Annotated in this window: 18 protein-coding genes and 1 pseudogene; 11 read left to right on the top strand and 8 right to left on the bottom strand. The window is 68.4% G+C overall.

Annotated features, from left to right (window positions below; translation table 11 throughout):
• Window positions 1–19: 19 nt before the first annotated feature.
• Window positions 20–1,042 (top strand): aldo/keto reductase, encoded by a 1,023-nt coding sequence (locus AB0A90_RS06315; protein ID WP_357242603.1) that lies wholly within the window; start codon window positions 20–22, stop codon window positions 1,040–1,042.
• 21 nt (window positions 1,043–1,063) lie between these two features.
• Here the strand turns inward: AB0A90_RS06315 and AB0A90_RS06310 are convergent.
• Together AB0A90_RS06310 and AB0A90_RS06305 are read right to left on the bottom strand one after the other, a co-directional pair.
• A pseudogene (locus tag AB0A90_RS06310) lies at window positions 1,064–1,507 on the bottom strand (S9 family peptidase); the annotation flags it as partial.
• 233 nt (window positions 1,508–1,740) lie between these two features.
• A complete protein-coding gene (locus AB0A90_RS06305) occupies window positions 1,741–2,535 on the bottom strand; it encodes a MerR family transcriptional regulator (RefSeq protein WP_357242600.1) in 795 nt (264 codons plus the stop codon).
• Between the two features lie 78 nt (window positions 2,536–2,613).
• Here AB0A90_RS06305 and AB0A90_RS06300 point away from each other — a divergent pair, with 78 nt between their 5' ends.
• Both AB0A90_RS06300 and AB0A90_RS06295 read left to right on the top strand, forming a co-directional pair.
• A complete protein-coding gene (locus tag AB0A90_RS06300; RefSeq protein WP_357242597.1) occupies window positions 2,614–2,976 on the top strand; it encodes a nuclear transport factor 2 family protein in 363 nt (120 codons plus the stop codon).
• A 37-nt stretch (window positions 2,977–3,013) separates the two neighbouring features.
• The gene (locus tag AB0A90_RS06295) at window positions 3,014–3,802 is read left to right on the top strand and encodes an SDR family oxidoreductase (protein WP_357242594.1); all 789 of its coding nucleotides are present in this window, start codon (window positions 3,014–3,016) and stop codon (window positions 3,800–3,802) included.
• A gap of 39 nt (window positions 3,803–3,841) precedes the next feature.
• Here the strand turns inward: AB0A90_RS06295 and AB0A90_RS06290 are convergent, their stop codons facing one another.
• Together AB0A90_RS06290 and AB0A90_RS06285 are read right to left on the bottom strand one after the other, a co-directional pair.
• A complete protein-coding gene (locus AB0A90_RS06290; RefSeq protein WP_357242591.1) occupies window positions 3,842–4,501 on the bottom strand; it encodes a dihydrofolate reductase family protein in 660 nt (219 codons plus the stop codon).
• A 58-nt stretch (window positions 4,502–4,559) separates the two neighbouring features.
• Complete coding sequence (locus AB0A90_RS06285) at window positions 4,560–5,288, bottom strand: helix-turn-helix domain-containing protein (protein WP_357242588.1); 729 nt, start codon at window positions 5,286–5,288, stop codon at window positions 4,560–4,562.
• 180 nt (window positions 5,289–5,468) lie between these two features.
• Here AB0A90_RS06285 and AB0A90_RS06280 point away from each other — a divergent pair, with 180 nt between their 5' ends.
• The 3 genes from AB0A90_RS06280 to AB0A90_RS06270 all read left to right on the top strand — a co-directional run bounded on the left by AB0A90_RS06280 (window position 5,469) and on the right by AB0A90_RS06270 (window position 8,852).
• Window positions 5,469–5,924 carry a SitI3 family protein gene (locus AB0A90_RS06280; protein WP_357242585.1) on the top strand — a complete coding sequence of 152 codons (456 nt, stop codon included), beginning with the start codon at window positions 5,469–5,471 and terminating at the stop codon, window positions 5,922–5,924.
• A 590-nt stretch (window positions 5,925–6,514) separates the two neighbouring features.
• Window positions 6,515–7,792, top strand: coding sequence for an MFS transporter (locus tag AB0A90_RS06275; RefSeq protein WP_357242582.1), 1,278 nt, complete (start codon window positions 6,515–6,517; stop codon window positions 7,790–7,792).
• 37 nt (window positions 7,793–7,829) lie between these two features.
• The gene (locus AB0A90_RS06270; protein ID WP_357242579.1) at window positions 7,830–8,852 is read left to right on the top strand and encodes a 3-oxoacyl-[acyl-carrier-protein] synthase III C-terminal domain-containing protein; all 1,023 of its coding nucleotides are present in this window, start codon (window positions 7,830–7,832) and stop codon (window positions 8,850–8,852) included.
• Window positions 8,853–8,862: 10 nt separating this feature from the next.
• Here the strand turns inward: AB0A90_RS06270 and AB0A90_RS06265 are convergent, their stop codons facing one another.
• The 4 genes from AB0A90_RS06265 to AB0A90_RS06250 form a co-directional block, all read right to left on the bottom strand.
• The gene (locus AB0A90_RS06265) at window positions 8,863–9,735 is read right to left on the bottom strand and encodes a hypothetical protein (protein ID WP_357242576.1); all 873 of its coding nucleotides are present in this window, start codon (window positions 9,733–9,735) and stop codon (window positions 8,863–8,865) included.
• 105 nt (window positions 9,736–9,840) lie between these two features.
• A complete protein-coding gene (gene metK, locus AB0A90_RS06260; RefSeq protein WP_357242573.1) occupies window positions 9,841–11,034 on the bottom strand; it encodes a methionine adenosyltransferase in 1,194 nt (397 codons plus the stop codon).
• Window positions 11,035–11,097: 63 nt separating this feature from the next.
• The gene (locus AB0A90_RS06255) at window positions 11,098–12,831 is read right to left on the bottom strand and encodes a thiamine pyrophosphate-binding protein (RefSeq protein ID WP_357242570.1); all 1,734 of its coding nucleotides are present in this window, start codon (window positions 12,829–12,831) and stop codon (window positions 11,098–11,100) included.
• Window positions 12,832–12,851: 20 nt separating this feature from the next.
• Complete coding sequence (locus tag AB0A90_RS06250) at window positions 12,852–13,217, bottom strand: nuclear transport factor 2 family protein (RefSeq protein WP_357244024.1); 366 nt, start codon at window positions 13,215–13,217, stop codon at window positions 12,852–12,854.
• A gap of 671 nt (window positions 13,218–13,888) precedes the next feature.
• Here AB0A90_RS06250 and AB0A90_RS06245 point away from each other — a divergent pair.
• The 5 genes from AB0A90_RS06245 to AB0A90_RS06225 all read left to right on the top strand — a co-directional run bounded on the left by AB0A90_RS06245 (window position 13,889) and on the right by AB0A90_RS06225 (window position 19,129).
• Window positions 13,889–14,584, top strand: a complete 696-nt coding sequence (locus AB0A90_RS06245; RefSeq protein ID WP_357242567.1) for a methyltransferase domain-containing protein — start codon at window positions 13,889–13,891, stop codon at window positions 14,582–14,584.
• Between the two features lie 13 nt (window positions 14,585–14,597).
• Window positions 14,598–15,647 carry a saccharopine dehydrogenase gene (locus tag AB0A90_RS06240; protein WP_357242564.1) on the top strand — a complete coding sequence of 350 codons (1,050 nt, stop codon included), beginning with the start codon at window positions 14,598–14,600 and terminating at the stop codon, window positions 15,645–15,647.
• Window positions 15,644–16,795 (top strand): saccharopine dehydrogenase family protein, encoded by a 1,152-nt coding sequence (locus tag AB0A90_RS06235; protein ID WP_357242561.1) that lies wholly within the window; start codon window positions 15,644–15,646, stop codon window positions 16,793–16,795. Before AB0A90_RS06240 ends, AB0A90_RS06235 begins: the two co-directional genes overlap by 4 nt.
• Before the next feature lie 160 nt (window positions 16,796–16,955).
• On the top strand, window positions 16,956–17,894 hold the full coding sequence (locus AB0A90_RS06230; protein WP_357242557.1) for a DMT family transporter: 939 nt from the start codon (window positions 16,956–16,958) through the stop codon (window positions 17,892–17,894).
• 11 nt (window positions 17,895–17,905) lie between these two features.
• Window positions 17,906–19,129 (top strand): ATP-grasp domain-containing protein, encoded by a 1,224-nt coding sequence (locus AB0A90_RS06225; protein ID WP_357242554.1) that lies wholly within the window; start codon window positions 17,906–17,908, stop codon window positions 19,127–19,129.
• The last annotated feature ends 64 nt before the right edge of the window (window positions 19,130–19,193 follow it).

Genomic DNA, 19,193 nt, shown 5'->3' with positions numbered 1-19,193 from the left:
ATACCGCTAGGAGACGCTCATGCAGTACCGCACCCTGGGCCGGACCGGCATCAAGGTCAGCCCGTACGCGCTCGGCGCGCTGATGTTCGCCACGTCGGTAGGCAACTCCGATCCGGAAGACTCGATCCAAGTGATCCACAAGGCGCTCGACTCCGGCATCAACCTCATCGACACCTCCGACGTCTACGGCGACTCGGAGGAGGTCGTGGGCCGGGCGCTCAAAGGGCGGAGGGACACCGTCGTGCTCGCCACCAAGTTCGGCAGGCCGACCGGCGCCGACCCCAACCAGCAGGGCACCTCCCGACGCTGGATCATGACCGCGGTCGAGAACTCGCTGCGTCGCCTACAGACCGACCACATCGACCTCTACCAGGTGCACAAGTTGGACCCAGACACGGACATCGAGGAAACGCTCTCCGCGCTCACCGACCTGATCCGCACCGGCAAGGTGCGGGCGATCGGATCGTCCAACACGCCGGCCATCGACATCGTCGATACCCAGTGGCTTTCCCAACGGCACGGGCTGGCACGCTTCCGCACCGAGCAGCTACCGTACTCGATCCTCAACCGCGGCATCGAGAACGACGTACTGCCGGCAGCGCAGCGCTACGGCCTCGGCACCCTGGTGTGGGGCCCGCTCGGGCAGGGGATGCTCACCGGCCGCGTCCGCAAAGGTCAGCAGAACGACCTGAGCCGCGCGCGCTACTTCCAACACCTCAGCGACGAGCGCCGCATCGACATCGTCGAACAACTCATCCCGCTCGCCGACGAGGCCGGCCTGCCGCTGACCCACCTCGCCATGGCCTTCACCATCGCGCACCCGGGCGTCACCAGCACACTGCTCGGCGCACGCACCATGGAACACCTCGATGACCTGCTCAGGGGCGTCGGCGTCGCGCTCACCGACGACATCCTCGACCGGATCGACGAGATCGTTCCGCCCGGCACCGACGTCACCCGCCTCGACCAGGCCTACGTGCCCCCGCCAGTCCTGGACCCGGCCCTACGTCGCCGACCGGCCGGCGAACGCAGCGCTGCCTGAAAAAGGGACACCACCGCTACCGCCGTGCAGGATCAGCACCGCCGTGCGGACCTTGGAGGCGTACGAGATCGGGCTGAGCCGGTCGTGGCGGTGTGGACCCGGTCCTTCCCAGCCGCTGCTACCGCCGAAGGCGGCCTCGAACGGCCCCTCTTCTCCAGTTGCGGCGAGCATTCCCCAGTCGCTGATTCCGGCTCCCATCACGGCGGCCTTGGCCGTGCCCTTTGCCGCCGCGCGGGTTCGGCAGAAACACGGCGTAGCCGGCGGTCGCCAGCCACTGGCCGGACGGGTCCCAGCCGAGCATGAGCCGGTCGGCGTGCCGGTCGTACGGGCCGCCGTGGGACCAGCGTCACCAGTGGAAAGGGCCCGTCCTTGTGGGACCGGCCGGGTCAGCCTCGTCAGCGGCCCGCTCGTGGGGCCGGCGTAGACGTTTCCGGGCTCGTAGGACGTGCTGACCACCGCCGCGACGGCGTCACCGTGCCGGTTTGTGGTCAACGACGCCGCGAGGCCGTCGACCCGGGACAGCTCGACCGGGAGGGCTGGGGCTGCTCTGTTCGGGTGCTGACACGTCAACCGGTTATAACCCTGGCGTCTGAGAGGCCCTGCGGCCACCCCGGCGGGCCGATGCTCGAGTGAGCGGCGCCCTGGATGGTGACCGTCGCACCCTCGTGAAGTTCTCGGCCGTCGGTCCGCCGAACCACTCAGGTCACTCGGAACACCGGCCACCCGATCTCGGTGCGCCACGCGGTCGGATCGCCTGCGTCCCGAGGTCCGACGAGGTAGACCTCCCGCACCGGCCCCGCCACCGACATCGCGTTGTTCACGACCCAGGTACCGAGCTCGCCGTAGGTGACCTCGATGCCATCGTGCTCGCCGACGTGGGTGGCCACTGCCAGTTCCGCGGCGGGCAGGGTCGCGGCGTGCACCCGCCCGGTACGAGGTGGAGCCGCCGTCGGCAGGTAGACCAACACGTGACCGCGGCCCAGCTCGAACAGGGAGTTGTCGTAGGTGCCACCCGGTGGACCGGTCACCGCGTCGCCAACGGCCACCTCCAACTCGGCCATTGCGCCGGCGAACCAGGCTTCGACCTCGCCCTCGTCGACCACGGCCGCCACCGCCGCGACCGTGCGGGCGGGCTCGGCACGGAGCTCCACCTTGATCGGCGCGGGGTCGGGCCGGAGCAGGCGGCGCAGCGACGCGACGGCGGCTCGGGTGCGGTCGAGTTCGGCCTCCAGGCGTTGGAGGTGGTCGGCGATCAGGGTCGCGCGGACACCGGGGTCCGGGGACCGCAGGATCCGCTGGACGTCGCCCAGGGGGACGTCGAGTTCGCGGAGCCGGTTGATGACCTGGGCGGTCGGGATCTGCTCGATGGCGTAGTAGCGGTAGCCGGAGGTCTCGTCCACGACGGCGGGTTCCAGTAGGTCGCTCTCGTGGTACCGACGCAGGGTCCGCACGCTCAGGTGGGTCAGGCGCGAGAACTCCCCGATCGTCAGCACCACCGCAGTATGAAGCCTCCCCCGGGGGGAGAGTCCAGCGCTTGACCCTCCTGCACCGCGAGGCCGCACGGTGGGCTCATGACACAGCACAACGGCCTCCGGTCCGACCCACTCCCAGCCATCGTCCGCGGCTTCCTCGCCGCTCACTTCGTCCGCGACGCCGACGCGGCATCGCCGTTCTTCGCCGAGGACGCGGTGGCCGTCGATCAGGGCGAGTCCTTCCGCGGCCGAGAGCAGATTCACGCGTTCCTGCGGGACGCCGGCTCCGAGTTCGAGTACACGACCGAGCAGATCGGTGCTGCTCGCATCGACGACAGCCACTGGGTGGTGACCCTGCGGCTCGAGGGAACCTTCCCAGGCGGCGTCGCCGAGCTCGACTACCGGTTCACGATCCGTCAGGACGCCGTCACCGAACTCGTCATCGCCAACCACGGATCCTGACAAGACCCGCACCGCGTTCATCTTCAGAGGAGAAAGAATGCCTACTTCAGATCGCGATCGTCTCGATGGACGTCGTGCGCTGGTCACGGGCGGATCGAAGGGCTCAGGCAAGGCCGTCGTCGAGAGACTGCGGGAGATGGGCGCCGACGTCCACGTGACGGCCCGGACGATGCCCGAGGGGTACGAGTACCCCGACCGGTTCATCGAGGCCGACACCTCGACGGTCGAGGGCGCGAAGGCGGTGGCCGACCGGATCGCCGAGACCGGCGGCGCACTGGACATCCTGGTGCACGTCGTCGGAGGTGCCTCGACGCCGTCCGGTGGGTTCGCCGTCATCACCGACGAGCAGTGGATGATCGAGCTGAACTTGAACCTCCTCGGAGCGGTGCGGCTCGATCGAGCTCTCCTCCCGGCGATGATCGAGTCCGGGTCGGCGGTCGTGCTGCACTTCACCTCGATCCAGCGTGAACTTCCTCAGTACGACGCGTCCCTGGCCTACGCGGCAGCGAAGGCCGCGTTGCGCACCTACAGCAAGGGGCTCGCCAACGAGCTCGCCCCGCGCGGCGTCCGCGTCAACGCGATCAGCCCCGGCGGGATCGAGACGGAGGCCTACGAGAGGTTCGTGGACCGAATCGCCGAGGGCAACGGGATCAGTCGAGAACAAGCCAAGCAGAGCATCTACGACTCCCTCGGAGGCGTACCCCTGGGACGGTTTGCCAACACCGAGGAGATCGCCGACCTGGTCGGGTTCCTGGTCTCGGACCGCGCCTCGGCCATCGTGGGCGCCGAGTACGTGATCGATGGCGGAACAGTCCCGACCGTCTGAGCCGGAGATCAGGGCCTCGAAGCCGGTCGGGCACCGTTGTCAGTCGAGGAACGTCGCCGAGCGCCCTTCGTCGACCCCGTACGAGCCTGCGGAGATCACGCCGAGGCTCGTGGGGTTGAGGGTCAGCGAGACGACGCCGCCGGGCAGTACGCGCGAGCTCTCTTCGACGGTTGCGAACGTCGCGGGCGTCGATCCGCCCGGGAACAGGCGCTTTCCCGTGCCGACGACGACCGGGTGCTGGAGTAGCCGGTAGACATCGACGAGTCCTGCCTGGTGCAGCGTCTGCACGAGTTTCCAGCTTCCGTGAACCTGGAGTTCCTTGCCGGGAAGCTCCTTGAGGCGGCGTACCTCGTCGACCGGGTCGCCGCGTAGGACCGTCGTCGGGTTCCAATCGGCTTCATCGTCGGTCAGGGTGGAGCTGACGACATACTTTGGCAGCGTGTTGAGCTTGGTGGCGATCAGGTTGTTCGGTTCGGTGACCTTCGGCCAGTACCCGCCGAGCAGGCCGAAGCTGGTGCGGCCGAAGAGGAACGCGTCGGCCTCACGGAACCAGCTCTCGACGACGTCGTTTGTGTGCTTCGAGGCGTGCGGAACGAGCCACCCGCCGCGGTCGAAGCCGCCGGAGCGGTCCTCGTCGGGATTTCCGGGTCCCTGCATGACGCCGTCGAGACTGACGAAGATGTTGACGCTGAGCAGCACGGTTTTCCTTCAGGTTCTGGTGGCGGACAGCCGGCCAGGGCTGGCTGGCAGACGGACGCTAGCTGCCGGGCCCAGGGTGGGTCTTGTACAGGAACGACATCGCGGCGAAGTGGCCCGCCTGAAGCTCGCGTGCGGTGCACCCGACGTAGCGACGCAGCGCGTGCGCGAGATGGGCTTGGTCGAAGTACCCCAACGTCTCGACGACTGTGCGCCAGTCAAGGCCGTCGTGCAGCATCGTGGCTGCGGCGTTCGCGCGGTCGATCTGCCGCACGGCGGTTTGCGACAGTCCGATGATCGCTCGGTAGCGACGCTGCAGGGTTCGCTCGGTCGGGCTGGCCTCGGGATGCTCGGCGGTCCGCTCCTCGTCCCCGAGATGCGATCGCACCAGCAGACCCGCGTCCTGCAGTCGCCGGACGAAGTGCTCGACGTTCTCGAACGTCGGCGCCTCCCAGCTCTCGCCGCCGATGACGATCCTGCCCGATTCCGTCACTGGGAACGGCACCCACCCATCGACGATCGAGGCTGCGGGATGCGGCCGAAGAACCGCGCCGAATGCGAACCGGATCCCGAGGAACTCGGTGCCCGGCGGGACCGGTGCCGTAGTCGCCCTCGTTTCCGGCCCGCGCAGGCTGGCGAGTAGGCGTCCCTGCGCCCGCGAGAGGATCAGATGCCAGCAGGTGCGTGCTGCGGACGTCATCGTCTCCTCCGCGTCAGAGCGGGTGCGCCACACGCGGTCGACGAGGCTCACGTCGATCTCGGTGTCGCGATGCTCGAACCGCAACGCCACGGCCTCCTCCGTCGTCGATCTGCCGAGGTTCCCTGATGAGGCTAGCGACGTCGACAGTCAGGACCGACAACTTCCAGAAGCGCAAGAAGTACGCCCGGACTTCCATGAGGGAGCCGGTCCCGAATCGTCGAGGAGGCGGGAAGCCGGTCGCGCCAATCGCCCGTTGCTGTAGGGAGTCACATGTCCATCGACTACCGACTGACCCTCGCTGGTCAGGTCTGTTTGCCCGACCTCGCCGCCCGCGCCTTTCCCGACCCAGCGGACGTGGCGAGGTTCGAGCCGTACCTGGCAACGCTCGGCGCGGAGATGTCGGAGCAGCGCGGCTTCGATGTCACGCTGCTCACCGGCCGAAACGGCTACCTGGACGCCGACGGCGACGACGGTCCGTGGGAGTGGGAGCCGGAGCACTACACGGACCTGAGCTTCCGGATGGACAAGTTCGGCCCGCCGGACCGGGGTGCCCGGAACATGGTGGTGGCCGTGGACAGGGTGCTCCGCTCCGGTGTCGAGGACGCCGCGTTGGTGCTCAACGGTGAGGTGCTGGTGCTGACCCGGTTCGGCGGGCAGCTGCGGAAACAGAACAGGGAACGCTGGTGGCGCTACTACCCTGGCGCGGAGTCGTTGATCCCCGGCTGAGCGGACGGCAGTCGTCGAAGACCACCACCTGCGCTCGGAGTGGACCTGCCCGCTCGGGCCAGGCAGGGCTTAGAGCTTTCCGCGTGGTCGGACGGTCCGGTGGCCCAGCCGGTTGGACACGGCGGCGGCGAAGCAGGGTCGAGCATGGGCCAGTTCCAGAACTCGAACACTGACTGCCCCGTGACCACGCGGAATCCGTTGGTAGCAGCCGGCTCCAGCCTGGGTTGGTGGGAGCCGTGGGCGGGAGCCACCGGGGCGGGCGGGTGCGGACAAGACCGGGCCGTCCCGGTTGTCGCACGGTGAGAGTTAGTTCACAGCGGCACGATGGGACATCCATTGTGGTCGCTGTGTGGTCGACCTAGGATCCGATCACGGATCGCGGCGGGTCAATCAGTCGTTGCCTTGGAACTGTATCCCCGCGAACGTCGAGGTGCCGGACATCGGGGGAAGGCTCGGCGAATGATGCGATACTCGCACTTGACTGCTCGAATGGGCCTGCGCAAGGACGGCCTTGCGGGCCGCATTCCGGGGAGCGCCGAGATGGCGGCCCGATGTAATCCGCCCGGCACGACTGATCGCGGACCACGGCATTGAACCGGTTACTCGGACTCGATCTGCATCTGCTCCGCCGGCTGTCTCACAGCAGAGCCGCCCGGGCCTTCCTGCTGGCGGTCTTCATCGACGCGGCGGGCCGGGGGATCTTCCTCACCGGGTCGGTCCTCTTCTACACGCAGGTGATCGGGCTGACCAGCACGCAGGTGGGTGCCGGGCTGTCGATCGCGGCGCTCTGCGGGCTGGTCTGCGTCGTACCCATCAGCCGGCTCGCTGATCGGGTCGGAGCGCCCCGGATGCTCATCGCGCTCCAGTTGTGGCGCGCGGCCGGCTTCTTGGCCTATCCACTGGTCGACGATTTCAGCGGATTCCTGATAGCGGCGTGTTTCATCGGCATGGCCGAGAACGCGGCCACCCCCCTACTGCAATCAATTGCTGGTTCGATCGCCGAGGACGATACGCCGGTCGGTACGATGGCGGCGGTTTCGGTGGTGCGCAACACGGCGTACTCCCTGGCTACGCTGGCAGCCACACTCTTCATCACCCTGGCCGACGCGTCGGCGTACATCGGGTTTGTATTGGTCAATGCGGTGGCTTTTTTGATCACCGCAGTTTTGCTGCTGCGGGTGCGCGGAGAGCTACCACGGGGTGTCGCGGTACGGCCGCGCGGCGCCAGTGTGGGGGCACTCCCCTGGCGGGACCTGCGTTTCGTGTCGCTGGCCCTGCTCAACGGCATCCTGTTCCTGCACGTTGCGATCCTGGGTGTGGCACTGCCGCTGTGGATCGTGACGCAGACGTCGGCACCCAAGCCGGTCGTCGGAGTCGTGTTGCTCATCAACACCGTCCTCGCCGTGGCGCTGCAGGTCCGATTCAGCCGTGGTGGTGACGATCTCGCTCATGCCGGTCGGCTCCAGCGCCGCGCGGGTGTGGCTCTCGCGGTGTTCTGCGTCCTGGCCGCGGTGTCGGCCGGGTTGGGTCCGGTGGCCACGACGGCTGTGCTCCTCCTCGCCGCGGTGGCGTTGACATTCGGGGAGCTGTGGCAGTCGGCCGGGGGATGGGGGGTGTCCTTCGGGCTGTCCCCGGTGGATCGACGCAATTTCTATCTGGGTCTCTACAACCTCGGGGCGGGTGGCTTCGCGGTCATCGGCCCAGGGCTGCTCACCGTGGCCGTCGTCGGTCCCGGGCCGGTCGGTTGGCTGGTCCTGGGAGCCGTTCTCCTCGTCACCGGGGTGGTCACCTCGTTGCTCACCCAGCGTTCGGCGCGTTCCCGGGAACCCGGTGACGCCGCGGTGCCCAGCCGGGCCGCAGAGGCCTGACCCGATCGTGGCGTAGCCCGCAAAGGAAGGAAGTGCCATGCCGCCTGTGCAGTTCGGCGTCGTCTCGTTGGGTGCCGCGTTGGGGGAACCTCAGGATGTCGCTGAGGTGGCACCGAGCTACGTGAAGGATCCCGAGCGGGTGATGGCGTGGGGTTATCGCACGTTCCATCGGGTCGTCGACGGAACCACGTCGGCGCATCTCGGCGCCCGAGCGGCCACCCGGGCGTTGGAGCGGGCGCGGATCGAGGTCGGCGAGATCGACCTGCTCGTGGTGGCCGCCAGCGATGTCCCGGACTACCTGCAGTGGGACGTCTCCTCGGCGGTGGCCCGCGAGCTGGGGATGATCGGGACGCCGACGCTGCTGCTCACCCAGGCCTGCGCCGCCACGGTGACGGCGTTCCAGCAGATCGCCGGGACCTTCGCCGTCCGTGACGACGTGCGGACCGTCCTCCTCGTCGCGATCAACCAGGTCAGCGAGGGACACGCCAACCGGATGAACACCAACACGTGTGTCTCCAGCGACGGGGCCGCCGCCGCCGTGTTGAGGCGGGACCACGCAACGTTGCGGTGGCTGGCGACCGACCAGTTCACCGATCCCGAGTGCGTCGACTTCTTCCGGGTGGAGTACGGCGGAGCCGCGGCACCGATCGCCCCCGATGGCCTCGGCAACCTCGAATTTGACCGGCTCGCCGCCGTCTACCGGCAGTTCCGCCGTGACCCCGACCACTTCACCCGGTTCACCCGCGAGCTGAACCAACGGGTCGCCCTGGTCGTGGACAACGCCTTTGCGCGCTCCGGTACCGACCGGGCCCGGCTGACCCGGCTGATCTACCTCAACGACAACCACAAGGCGATGGTCGACGTGGCAGAGGCGGTCGGGTTGCCGCTCGATCGGACCAACTTCGAGCTGGGGGCGTCGATCGGCCACTGCGGTGCCGCGGACCAGCTGATCTGCCTGGACACCTATGTCGAGCGCGGCGATCTGCGGAAGGGTGACGTGGTGGCACTGGCCGGTATCGGGTACGGCATGCACTGGTTCTGCACACTCCTGGAGGTCTGACCGCCTCCGCTCATCGCGGCTGGGAGGCCGCGACCAGGTGCATCTCCTTCTCCGACTCCAGGTACTCGGCCCGAATCTCGATGGAACGCAGCTGCCCGAGGCTGCTGACATGTGTGCCGCCACACGGCATCGTCGCCACGGGCGAGATCTCACAGCGCCAGACCCGCTCCGCGGTGAAACTGTCCGACGATCCGGTGAGATGAACCGGGGCGTCGGCGGCGACCCAGGAGGCCAGCAGATCATTGGCGCGAGCGAGGTACGTGTCGAGACCGGCGAGCATCCGGGCGTGGTCGAAACCCTTGCGTCGCAACGACTTGCCCAGGCGATACCGGTCCACGCTGCTGCCGAGGTCGTGCCGGCTGTCGATCAGCGCGGCGGCGTCGAAGTTGCGGCTTCCCCGTGAGTCCCGGGGCGCGTCCTTGCTCCACAGTTCGTCCGTGGCCTCGTTGAACGCGTACGCCACCAGGTGACACCCGGTGTGGGCGGCGCTCAACCATCGCCGCCGGTGATCGTCCACCGTCAGTTGGGCGGTCCGACCGACCCAGGACTCATCCGGCTGCTTGACGATGAGGTGAGCGACCGCGAACACGTGCTCGGTGTCGCCACGGCGTGCGGTCACCTCGGGTCCGATGGACACCGCGCCGTCGGCCGGCCGGAAGGTGACGATCTGGGTGTCGACGACCGGGATGACCTGATCGCCCACGGTCAGGTTGCCGTGATCACCCGGTTGGTCCGGCCAGGCGGCGTCGACCGGGTGGAACGGGGTCGCGTCGGTGACGACGGCCCAGCGCCCGGAGCCGGCCGGCAGGACGGCCTCGATCCGCGCCTCCGCGGCAGTCTCACCCCGGTGATAGGAGATACGGGTCTCGGTGATCTCGTGCAAAGCGTCTCCATCGAGCAACAGGTGTGCGCAGTGCCTTCGACAGTAGGGCGTTCAGCCGGCGTCGGTGTGGTCGGCGGCCGCACGCACGGCATCAGCCGCCCCATGTCAGCTGGTCGCCGCGCTCTTCAGATCGGCAGCACGGTCGGTGCTCTCCCACGTCAGGTCCGGCAGCTCACGGCCGAAGTGGCCGTACGCGGCGGTCTGCTGGTAGATCGGACGCAGCAGGTCCAGATCACGGATGATCGCGGCCGGCCGCAGGTCGAACAGCTCCTTGATCGCCTTCTCGATCCGCTCGACCGGCACGTTCTCGGTTCCGAACGTCTCGACGAACAAGCTCACCGGGTGGGCCTTGCCGATCGCGTAGGCCACCTGCACCTCACACCGCTCGGCCAGGCCGGCCGCCACCACGTTCTTGGCGACCCAGCGCGTCGCGTACGCCGCCGAGCGATCCACCTTCGACGGGTCCTTACCGGAGAACGCGCCACCACCGTGGCGGGCGTAACCCCCGTACGTGTCCACGATGATCTTGCGGCCGGTCAGGCCCGCGTCACCCATCGGACCACCGATCTCGAACCGGCCCGTCGGGTTGACCAGCAGCCGGTAACCCTCGAAGTCCAGGCCGAGCGTCTCCAGCTCGGGAGCGATGACGTGGTCGCGGACGTCCGGCGTCAGCAGTGACTCCAACGAGATGTCGGCGGCGTGCTGCGAGGACACCACGACCGTGTCCAGACGCACCGGACGCAGACCGTCGTACTCGACGGTGACCTGCGTCTTGCCGTCCGGACGCAGGTAGGGGATCGTGCCGTCCTTACGGGCGGCCGACAGCCGGCGGGCCAGGCGGTGTGCCAGCGCGATCGGCACCGGCATCAGCTCGGGCGTCTCCGAGCAGGCGAACCCGAACATCATGCCCTGGTCCCCGGCGCCCTGGCTGTCCAGCGAGTCGCCGGCCCCACCCTCGCGCGCCTCGATGGCGGCGTCGACACCCTGCGCGATGTCGGGCGACTGTGAGCCGATGGAGACGCTCACGCCGCAGGAGGCGCCGTCGAAGCCCTTCTTCGACGAGTCGTAACCGATCCGCAGGATCGTGTCGCGAACGATGCTGGGAATGTCGGCGTAGGCCTGCGTGGTGACCTCGCCCGCCACGTGCACCTGGCCCGTGGTGATCAGGGTCTCCACCGCGACGCGGCTCCGCGGGTCCTGGGCGAGCAGGGCGTCGAGAATCCCGTCGCTGATCTGGTCAGCGATCTTGTCCGGGTGGCCTTCGGTGACCGACTCGGAGGTGAAAAGGCGGCGTGCCACGACGTTTCCTTTCGATATCGGCGCGTTCCCGTATCAGGCGCGCCGGCGGGCGGGCGGAGGTTGTCAGTGGATCGGGCGCTGCGTGGCGGTGCCGGCGAGTGCTGCCTGCCACGCCTCCACCGGCGGCGGATTGTCCATGTGCTCGGGGACCCGGACGTGGATGACCGACGGACCACCTCCGGTGGCCGCCTCCTTGATCATCACGCTGAGTTGTTCCATGTCGAACGCTCGTGCCGCGGGCAGTCCCATGCCGTTGGCGAGCAGGACGGGGTCGATCCGCCCGGGGTCGACCGCGAAGTAGCGCCCGCCGGCGTAGAGATGCTGGATCATCTTGATCCAGCCGAGCGAGGTGTTGTCCAGGACCACGTAGGTGATCGGCAGCCCGAGCCGGCCGGCCGTCTCCCAGTCGCCGAGACCCATCGCCACGCTGCCCTCGGTGGTGAGGCAGAGGATCCGCTCGCCGGGGTGCGCCACGGCGACGCCGATCGCGGCCGAGATGGCGAAGCCCAGTGGTCCGTGACCGCGCGGAATGACGACTCGCCACCCGGCACCGGACGACTCCCAGAAGGAGGCGAGGAACGGCGTGGGGGTGCCGGCGTCCGCCACGACCCAGGTGGACCCGCCGAATTGGGCGTGCAGCGCACGAACCACGTCCCGCGGCTGAAGCCGCTGGTCACCGGGGTCCGGCAGTGGTGACGAGTTCGCCGTGACCCACAGTTGCCGGGCGGCGGCGAGAGCCCGGATCCGACCGTCGCGCGTCTGCTCGTCGGCGGCGGGTAGTGCCTGGCGGAGCTGGTCGAGAGCCGCCCCGGCGTCCGCGACCAGGGGCGTGCTTCCGGGATAGTTGCGTCCGGCCCGCTCCGGGGAGAGGTCGATGTGCGCGATCCGGGTGCCCGAGCGTGGCGGTGCGGTGAAACTGGCCGTGTCGGTGGCGTTCGCGCGGGTTCCCACGAAGAGGACGAAGTCGGAGTTGCGCAGGTAGTCGTTGGCGTACTCCCGGGCGCCGTTGGCACCGACGACGCCGAGGGCGAGCGGGTGGTCCTCGGGGAGAGTGCCCTTGCCGTGGATGGAGGTGCCGACCGGAATGGCCGCGTGCTCCGCGAGGTCGGTGAGGGCGCGCCAGGCACCGGACAGGTGTACGCCGCCGCCGACGACGATCGCGGGGCGTGCGGCCTGCGCGATCTGTTCGGCCACCGTGTTCACGGCCTCGGTCGGGGCAAGCGGGCGTGCGGCGGGAACCGTGCTGCTGCCGGTGCCGACGGGCAGGTCGGCGGTCTCTTCCAGAACGTTCTCCGGGATGATCAGCACGACCGGGCCGGGCCGGCCGCTCGTCGCGGCGGTGATCGCCTCCGCGACCGCGCCGGGCAGGTCGGCCGTCCGGTCCACCGTTCGCCGCCACTTCGTCACGCCGCTGAACAGAGCCATCTGGTCGATCTCGCTGATGGCGCTGGTGCCCCGGCTGCGATGCGGGTTGTCGGTGGCGATCGCCAGGATCGGGATGCCGGAGGCGAATGCCTCGCCCAGACCGCTGGCCAGATAGACGGCGCCCGCGCCGCTCGGCGCTTCGCAGACCCCGAGGCGGCGGAGGGTACGTGCGTAACCGTCGGCCATGTACGCCGCGTGGCGTTCGTCGCGGGCGAGCACGTGCCGGACGTCCTGCGGGCGCCTCGCGATGACGTCGTAGAAGTGGATGCTGGTGTCTCCGGGGAACCCGAAGATCGTGTCGACACCGTGCCGCACCAGCGCTTCGACCAGAAGTTCCGCGCCGGCGCGCGCCGCACCCTCAGCTGCGCTCATTGGTTTCTCCCTGGGAGTCGCTAGGCGAATGGGACGAAGAAGAAGGTCCGGCGGTACGAGAACAGGCCGGATCGGGAGACGGTGAAGAAGTCGGCAAAGCCGATTGTGGAGTGCTGTCCGCCCAGGGTGATCCGGTCGGCAGAGCCGTGCACTGCCACCTCCGACCCTTCGACGATCAAGGATGAAAGGTTGTGCCGGCGGCTGCGAATGGGTGGCTGAGAACGGTAGAACGCTTCGATGGCCGATCGCCCGACAATGGATTCTTGACCTGGCCGGTCGTATATGGAGTCCGCTTCGAAGAGAAGCATCATTCCCTCGATGTCATCGGCGTCGACCCGGTGGTAGTAGGTGCGCACCACGTCGTCGAGGTGAGTCCGATCCATCATGTGCGACACGTGTGTCTCCGGCAATGATTCGCGGCTCACCACCGAGCGGCTCCGGTCGTGGTGATCGCCGGTCAGGCGGGGTGAAGTGCAGGCTCGCTACTGGACGAAAGGCATGATCCGACATCATCCCCACATTATTCGCCTCGCTCTGTGTGGCCCTCATCACACAGGGTGCCCGTCAGGTGACGGCGGTGGCGCGGGCGAGGTTGGGCGGTGTCGCCACTGGCATCGATGCCAGTGATCACCAAAGGTGGTGCTTCCTGTGCTGGGACAACATGTCTATACGGCGGGCCAAGGGGCTGCAAGTTTGCGGGGATGTCGCGTACCGGACCTTCGGCACGGTAGCTCATCGCGAGTCCGGTGTGGGGGTGCGCACCGCATTCTCCAAAGCCGGTGATCGACATTTCGCCTGGGTTTCGAGCCGCGTTCCCACATCTTAGGAAGGCATGCTTGCACAGCCAGGGGTCCATGTGCTTGCATCGATATCTGTCGGACCGTGGTCCGAATTGGCGAGAGTGGCCTGGTGCTTCTGGTCGTCTCGTTACCTGGGGGAATTCCGACTAATCACTTGAATCACCAAGGCGATGCAGCGCGCCGCTGGGTGCCATTGGCTAACGCGATCGTCTCGCCACGTGATTTGGTGAATGACCGGCAAATAGCGGGGGAAAACTGTGAGCACAGAAAGTCGACAGAAGACGGAACTTCTGGATTTCTATCGTCCGCAGGGCGACGGAGAGCCGAACCTCTTCGAGATCTGGGAGAAGGGCGGGGCCCGTGGCGACTCGGTGACGCCGTCGACCTACTCCACCGAGTACCGCGGCTGGATGACGGACATCCTGGTGAACCGGTTGGAGACCAACAGGGCCACCGGCCTGCTCAGCCTCGGCTGCGGCAACGCCGTGGTGGAGGCGGACACGGCCAAGGCCGGCTACCGCGTGCTTGCGGTGGACGCGCTGGAGGAGGCGGTCGATCTCGCCCGGGCCAAGGGTCTGGAGGCGGTGCAGGCGGACCTGAACACCTGGACGCCCGAAGAGAAGTGGTCGGTCGTCTACATGGACGGCGTGCTCGGGCATCTGTACGACCCCGAGAACGGACTCCAGTCGATCCTGAAGCGCATCCTCACCTGGCTCGAACCGGGACCTGCCGGCGTGGCGTCGTTCGTGGCGTCCAACGACGACACCCGGAACGGCTCCTGGGCGCAGGCGGCCTCGAACGTCACGGGCTTCTACTGGCTGTCCGCCGGCTACCTCGGCGAGCAGGCGCTCGCTGCGGGCTTCGACCGAGTCGAGATCCAACACTTCCACTACCGGCGCCCGCAGTCGGGTCCCCGCCGGCGGTCCGTGGTCGTAGCACAGCTGCACGCGTGACCGGGAGCCTGCGATGAGCGTTCGTGAGCTGTGGTTACGCGAAGAGATCAACCCGGACGAGCACCGTACCGTTCTGACTCCCGATGACGCCCGGGTGCTGATCGCCGATGGCGTGCGGCTGACCGTCGAGGAGTCGGCGCACCGGATCTTCGACACCGGGGAGTACGCGGCGGCCGGTGCCCGGATCGTCACGGCCGGCACCTGGCCGGAGGCGTCGGCCGAGACCGTCGTCGTGGGGCTCAAGGCCCCCGCCGACGAGCCGGAACCGCTGCACCATCGACACATCTTCTTCGGACACGCCTACAAGGGTCAGCGCGACGGGGCGGCGCTGCTGCGCCGCTTCCGGGCCGGTGGCACTCTGCTGGACCTGGAATACCTGACCGACGACACGGGCCGCCGGGTCGCCGCGTTCGGCTACTGGGCCGGTTACGTCGGCGCGGCGTTGGCGCTCCTGCATTTCCGGGGCCGGCTCGTTCCGCCCCTGCGCGCGATGACCCGCCCGGAACTGGACGAGGCTCTTGCCGCGTCCGGCAACAGCCGGGTACGGGCACTGGTGATCGGCGCGCTGGGCCGGTGCGGTCGGGGCGCGCGAGACGCGCTGTCCGTTGGCGGAGTGGAGCCCACGGCGTGGGACCTTGCCGAGACCCGTGATCTCGACCGCCGAGCGATCCTCGACCACGACGTGCTGGTCAACACCGTGCTGTCGAACGAACTCGCGCCTCCGTTCGTACGCCCGGAGGATCTCGACGACCCGGCTCGCACGTTGTCCGTGATCAGCGATGTGACCTGCGACGTGACGTCCGAGTTCAACCTGCTGCCGATCTACCGGACCCCGACCGACTGGGCCCGGCCGGTGCACCACCTGCGTGCCGAGCCCGCGCTCGACCTGCTCGCCATCGACAACCTGCCCTCGTTGCTGCCGCGGGAGGCGAGTGTGGCCTTCTCCGCCGACCTGCTGCCGCACCTGCGCACCCTGCGGGACGACACGCCGGTCTGGCGACGGGCGTACGACCGGTTCACCACCGCGACATCTGAACTCGACCTGATGGGAAGCCCGTCGTGACATCCACCCTCATCCAGCCGACCGGACGGGTTCACTGGCTCGGCACCGGCCTGTCGACCGGGAGCGGGCTCGCCCTGGTCTGCGCCACCGCGACCGGGACCACGGTCTGGGGACGCACCCGCGAGAAGGCACAGGCCTGTCTCGAGCGGCTCGGGCTCGGCGGCCAGGCCGACGCGCGGGAACTCGGCTGGGACGCCCTCGCCGAGGGTGTCCGCCCAGGTGACCTCGTCGTCTCCATGCTGCCGGCCGCCGAGCACCCGGCCGTGCTCCGGCTCTGCCTGCGCCAGTCGGCGCACTTCGCCAGTTCCAGCTACGTCTCCGCGGAGGTCGCCGAGCTGGCCGCCGATGCGCGACGGGCCGGGCTCGTGGTGCTGACCGACGCGGGACTCGACCCCGGCATCGATCACCTGCTGGCCCACCGGCTCGTCCAGGCCGCGGAGAAGGCCCTCGGCGATACGCCGGCAACGGTGTCGTTCACGTCGTACTGCGGGAGCTTCCCGGCGGTGCCGAACGACTTCCGATACCGGTTCAGCTGGGCTCCGCGGGGTGTCCTGACCGCACTCGGCACTCCCGCCCGCTTCGTGGAGGGTGGCCGCGAGCGGACCGTCGACCGGCCGTACCGCGCCGCGGAAAAGATCACCCTCGGTGGCGAACCGTTCGAGGTCTACGCCAACCGGGACAGCATCCCGTACATCACCACGTATCAGTTCCCGAAGTTCTGGGAGGTGGACACCTTCGTTCGCGGCACCGTCCGGCTCGACGGATGGACCGACGCCTGGCAGCCGGTCTTCACTCAGCTGGAGAACGGCACCGCCGACGAGATCACCGCCCTGGCCGCGCGGCTGGCCGAGCAGTATCCGGCCACCAGCGAGGACCACGACCGCGTGGTCATGTTCGTACGGCTGGAGGCGGTGACCGGCGACGGAGCGCGCTGGACCGGTGAGTACACCATGGACGTCCAGGGGGATGCCACCGAGAACGCGACACCTCGCCTGGTCTCGGTGGCCCTCGCCGGCGGGCTCGCCGAGTTGCTGGCCGGCCGGCTGTCCGCCGGTCTGCACCAGGCGACCTCCGACCCCGATTCGATCGACAGATGGTTGGACTTCCTGTCCGCCAACGGAGTCGTCTGTCAGGAATATCTGCCATAGGTCGATGATCTAGTACATGGTTGGAATTCGGTCGCCTTATAACGTACCGAGGTAAGTACACTTCGGTCGGTCTGGCGCGGTTCACAGCCAGTTACGGGGAGGCCAGGATATGGCGCAACAGTCGGGGACCAGGCAATCGGCGACGATTCGGCGCGGCATTGTGCCGCTACTGATCTTCGCCGCATTGACCGCCGCGATGGACGTGTACGGCAGCAACCGGCTCCAGGTGGTCAGTCCGGAGAGCCTCACCGCGGTCTCGTTCACACTGACGGCGGTCTTCTTCCTCGTCCTGGAGATGGCGCGTAACGGCACCGCGTTCCTGACCATGCTGCGGGAGTCACGCCACGACGTCATCGCCATCAACATCACCACCGCGGTGACCTGGCTCGCCACCTTCTACGCCCTCCGCAACCTGGAGCCCGCGGTCGTGAACGTGGTCGGCCTGGCGCTCGGTCCGGTGTTCATCCTTCTGACCGGGGCGATCCTGCGCCGGGGGGCGTCCGTCATCGCCGCGGAGGTCGTGGTCGCGTTGGGGATCTGCGTCTTCCTCAGCGTCCTGGTGTGGGGCTCCTTCACCGGTGAGACCGCCGTCGGGGACATCGGCGAGAGCACCGCCGCCTGGGGACTCTTCTTCTCGGTGGTGTGCGCGATCGGATCGGCGGCCAACATCACCTACATGAAGCGGCTCAGCGATCGTGGCCGCAGTCCGCAGGAAGTGCTGGCGGTGCGGTTCTTCCTGATGATCGCGATCGGGTGGGCGATGACCGCGACGAGTTCGCTGGAAGAGGTGACCGCCGCGCTCGTGCCCGGCGCAGTGGTGGCCGTCATCGGCATCGGGCTTCCGATCTACGTACTGCAGATCGGGATCAGGCACACCGAGCCCATCACCACGGCACTGATCGTCTCGCTGTCACCGATCTTCGCCTACTTCATGCAATTCCTGGACGGGCGCTTGCAGCCCTCCTCGCTGACCATCGTGGGAATCGTGGGCATCGTGGCACTTGCGACCGCCGGGACCCTGGCCCGGGCACGCCACGACAGCCGACTGGAAGCCGCGACCATGCCGTCGGCCTACGACACCGTCGGAGACCGCCGATGAAGGAGTCCTCCATGAAATGCGCCATCGTCGACGCGTACGGCGCGGGCCGGCACCTGCCGGCCGCGTTGCTGCGGCACGGCATGGAATTCATCCACATCCGCTCGGACGCGCCCGACTGGCGGCTCAGCTACCGGCCGGAGGAATTCACTGTCGACCTGAAGCACGAGGGCGACCTCGACGCCACCGTCGCCCGGATGCGGGAGCACGGCGTCGGCATCGTCGTGGCCGGCGCCGAGTCCGGGGTGCTGCTGGCCGACCAGTTGTCGGCCGCCCTGGGCACACCGGGCAACGGTATGCGGAATCCCCTGGCGCGGCGCGACAAGTTCGCCATGCACGAGGCGATCCGGGACGCCGGCCTGGCCGCCGCCGACGGCTTCCGGTCCGAGTCGGTCGACGCGATTCTCGGCTGGGCGGATGAGCGTGGGCAATGGCCGGTGGTCCTCAAGCCGCCGTCCAGCGCGGGCGGGGACAACGTCTACGTCTGCCACTCCGCCGAGGAGATCAGGGACGCGTACGCTCGGATCACCGGCAACCTCGACCGGTACGGCCGGCAGAACCGCATCGTTCTGGTGCAACAGTTCCTGGCCGGCACCGAGTACTACGTCAACTCGGTCAGCCGGGCCGGCGTGCACCGGATCGTGGAGGTCTGGCGCTATCACAAGCGCTCCACGGGTGGCCGGACCATCTACGACTACGAGGACCTGCTGGCCTGGGACGACCCTGCCGCCCGGCAGATCGCCGACTACACCCTGGCGGTTCTGGACGCGCTCGAGATCCGTACCGGCGCAGGGCACACCGAGGTCATGCTGACCGCGTCCGGGCCGGTGCTGGTCGAGTGCGGAGCCCGCCTCGGTGGCGGGCAGATGCCGGAACTGCTGACTCGTTGCACAGGCACCAACCAGGTCGACAGCCTGGCCCTGGCAATCGCCGACCCCGAGGTGTTCACGCGTCAGGGGACCAGCGGTTATCAGCTCGACGCCTACCTGCGCTGCGTCAACCTGATCACCGAGCGCGACGGCGTCATGCCGGGTGCCGACGCCTGGGCGGCTGTCCGGGCGCTTCCGTCCTTCGACAGCCTGGTGCTCAACATCCCGGAGGGCACCCTCCTGTCGCCCACCACCGACATGGCCACCTGCCCGGGCACGCTGTACCTGTGTGCCCCGGACCGGCAGCAGGTCATCGCCGACTACGACCGGCTGCGCTCGCTGGAAGTCGCCGGCCTCTACGGCGACTGATCCACACGTCCCCGCCTCGCCTCGGCACAGCACGACGCCGGGGTGAGGTACGGGCGTGCCCGCC

This window comes from Micromonospora sp. NPDC049204, from assembly GCF_040647935.1.
In the GTDB taxonomy this organism is placed as follows: Bacteria; Actinomycetota; Actinomycetes; order Mycobacteriales; family Micromonosporaceae; genus Micromonospora.
Note: the sequence above shows the minus strand (reverse complement) of the source record. Positions and strands in the feature narration are given on the sequence as shown.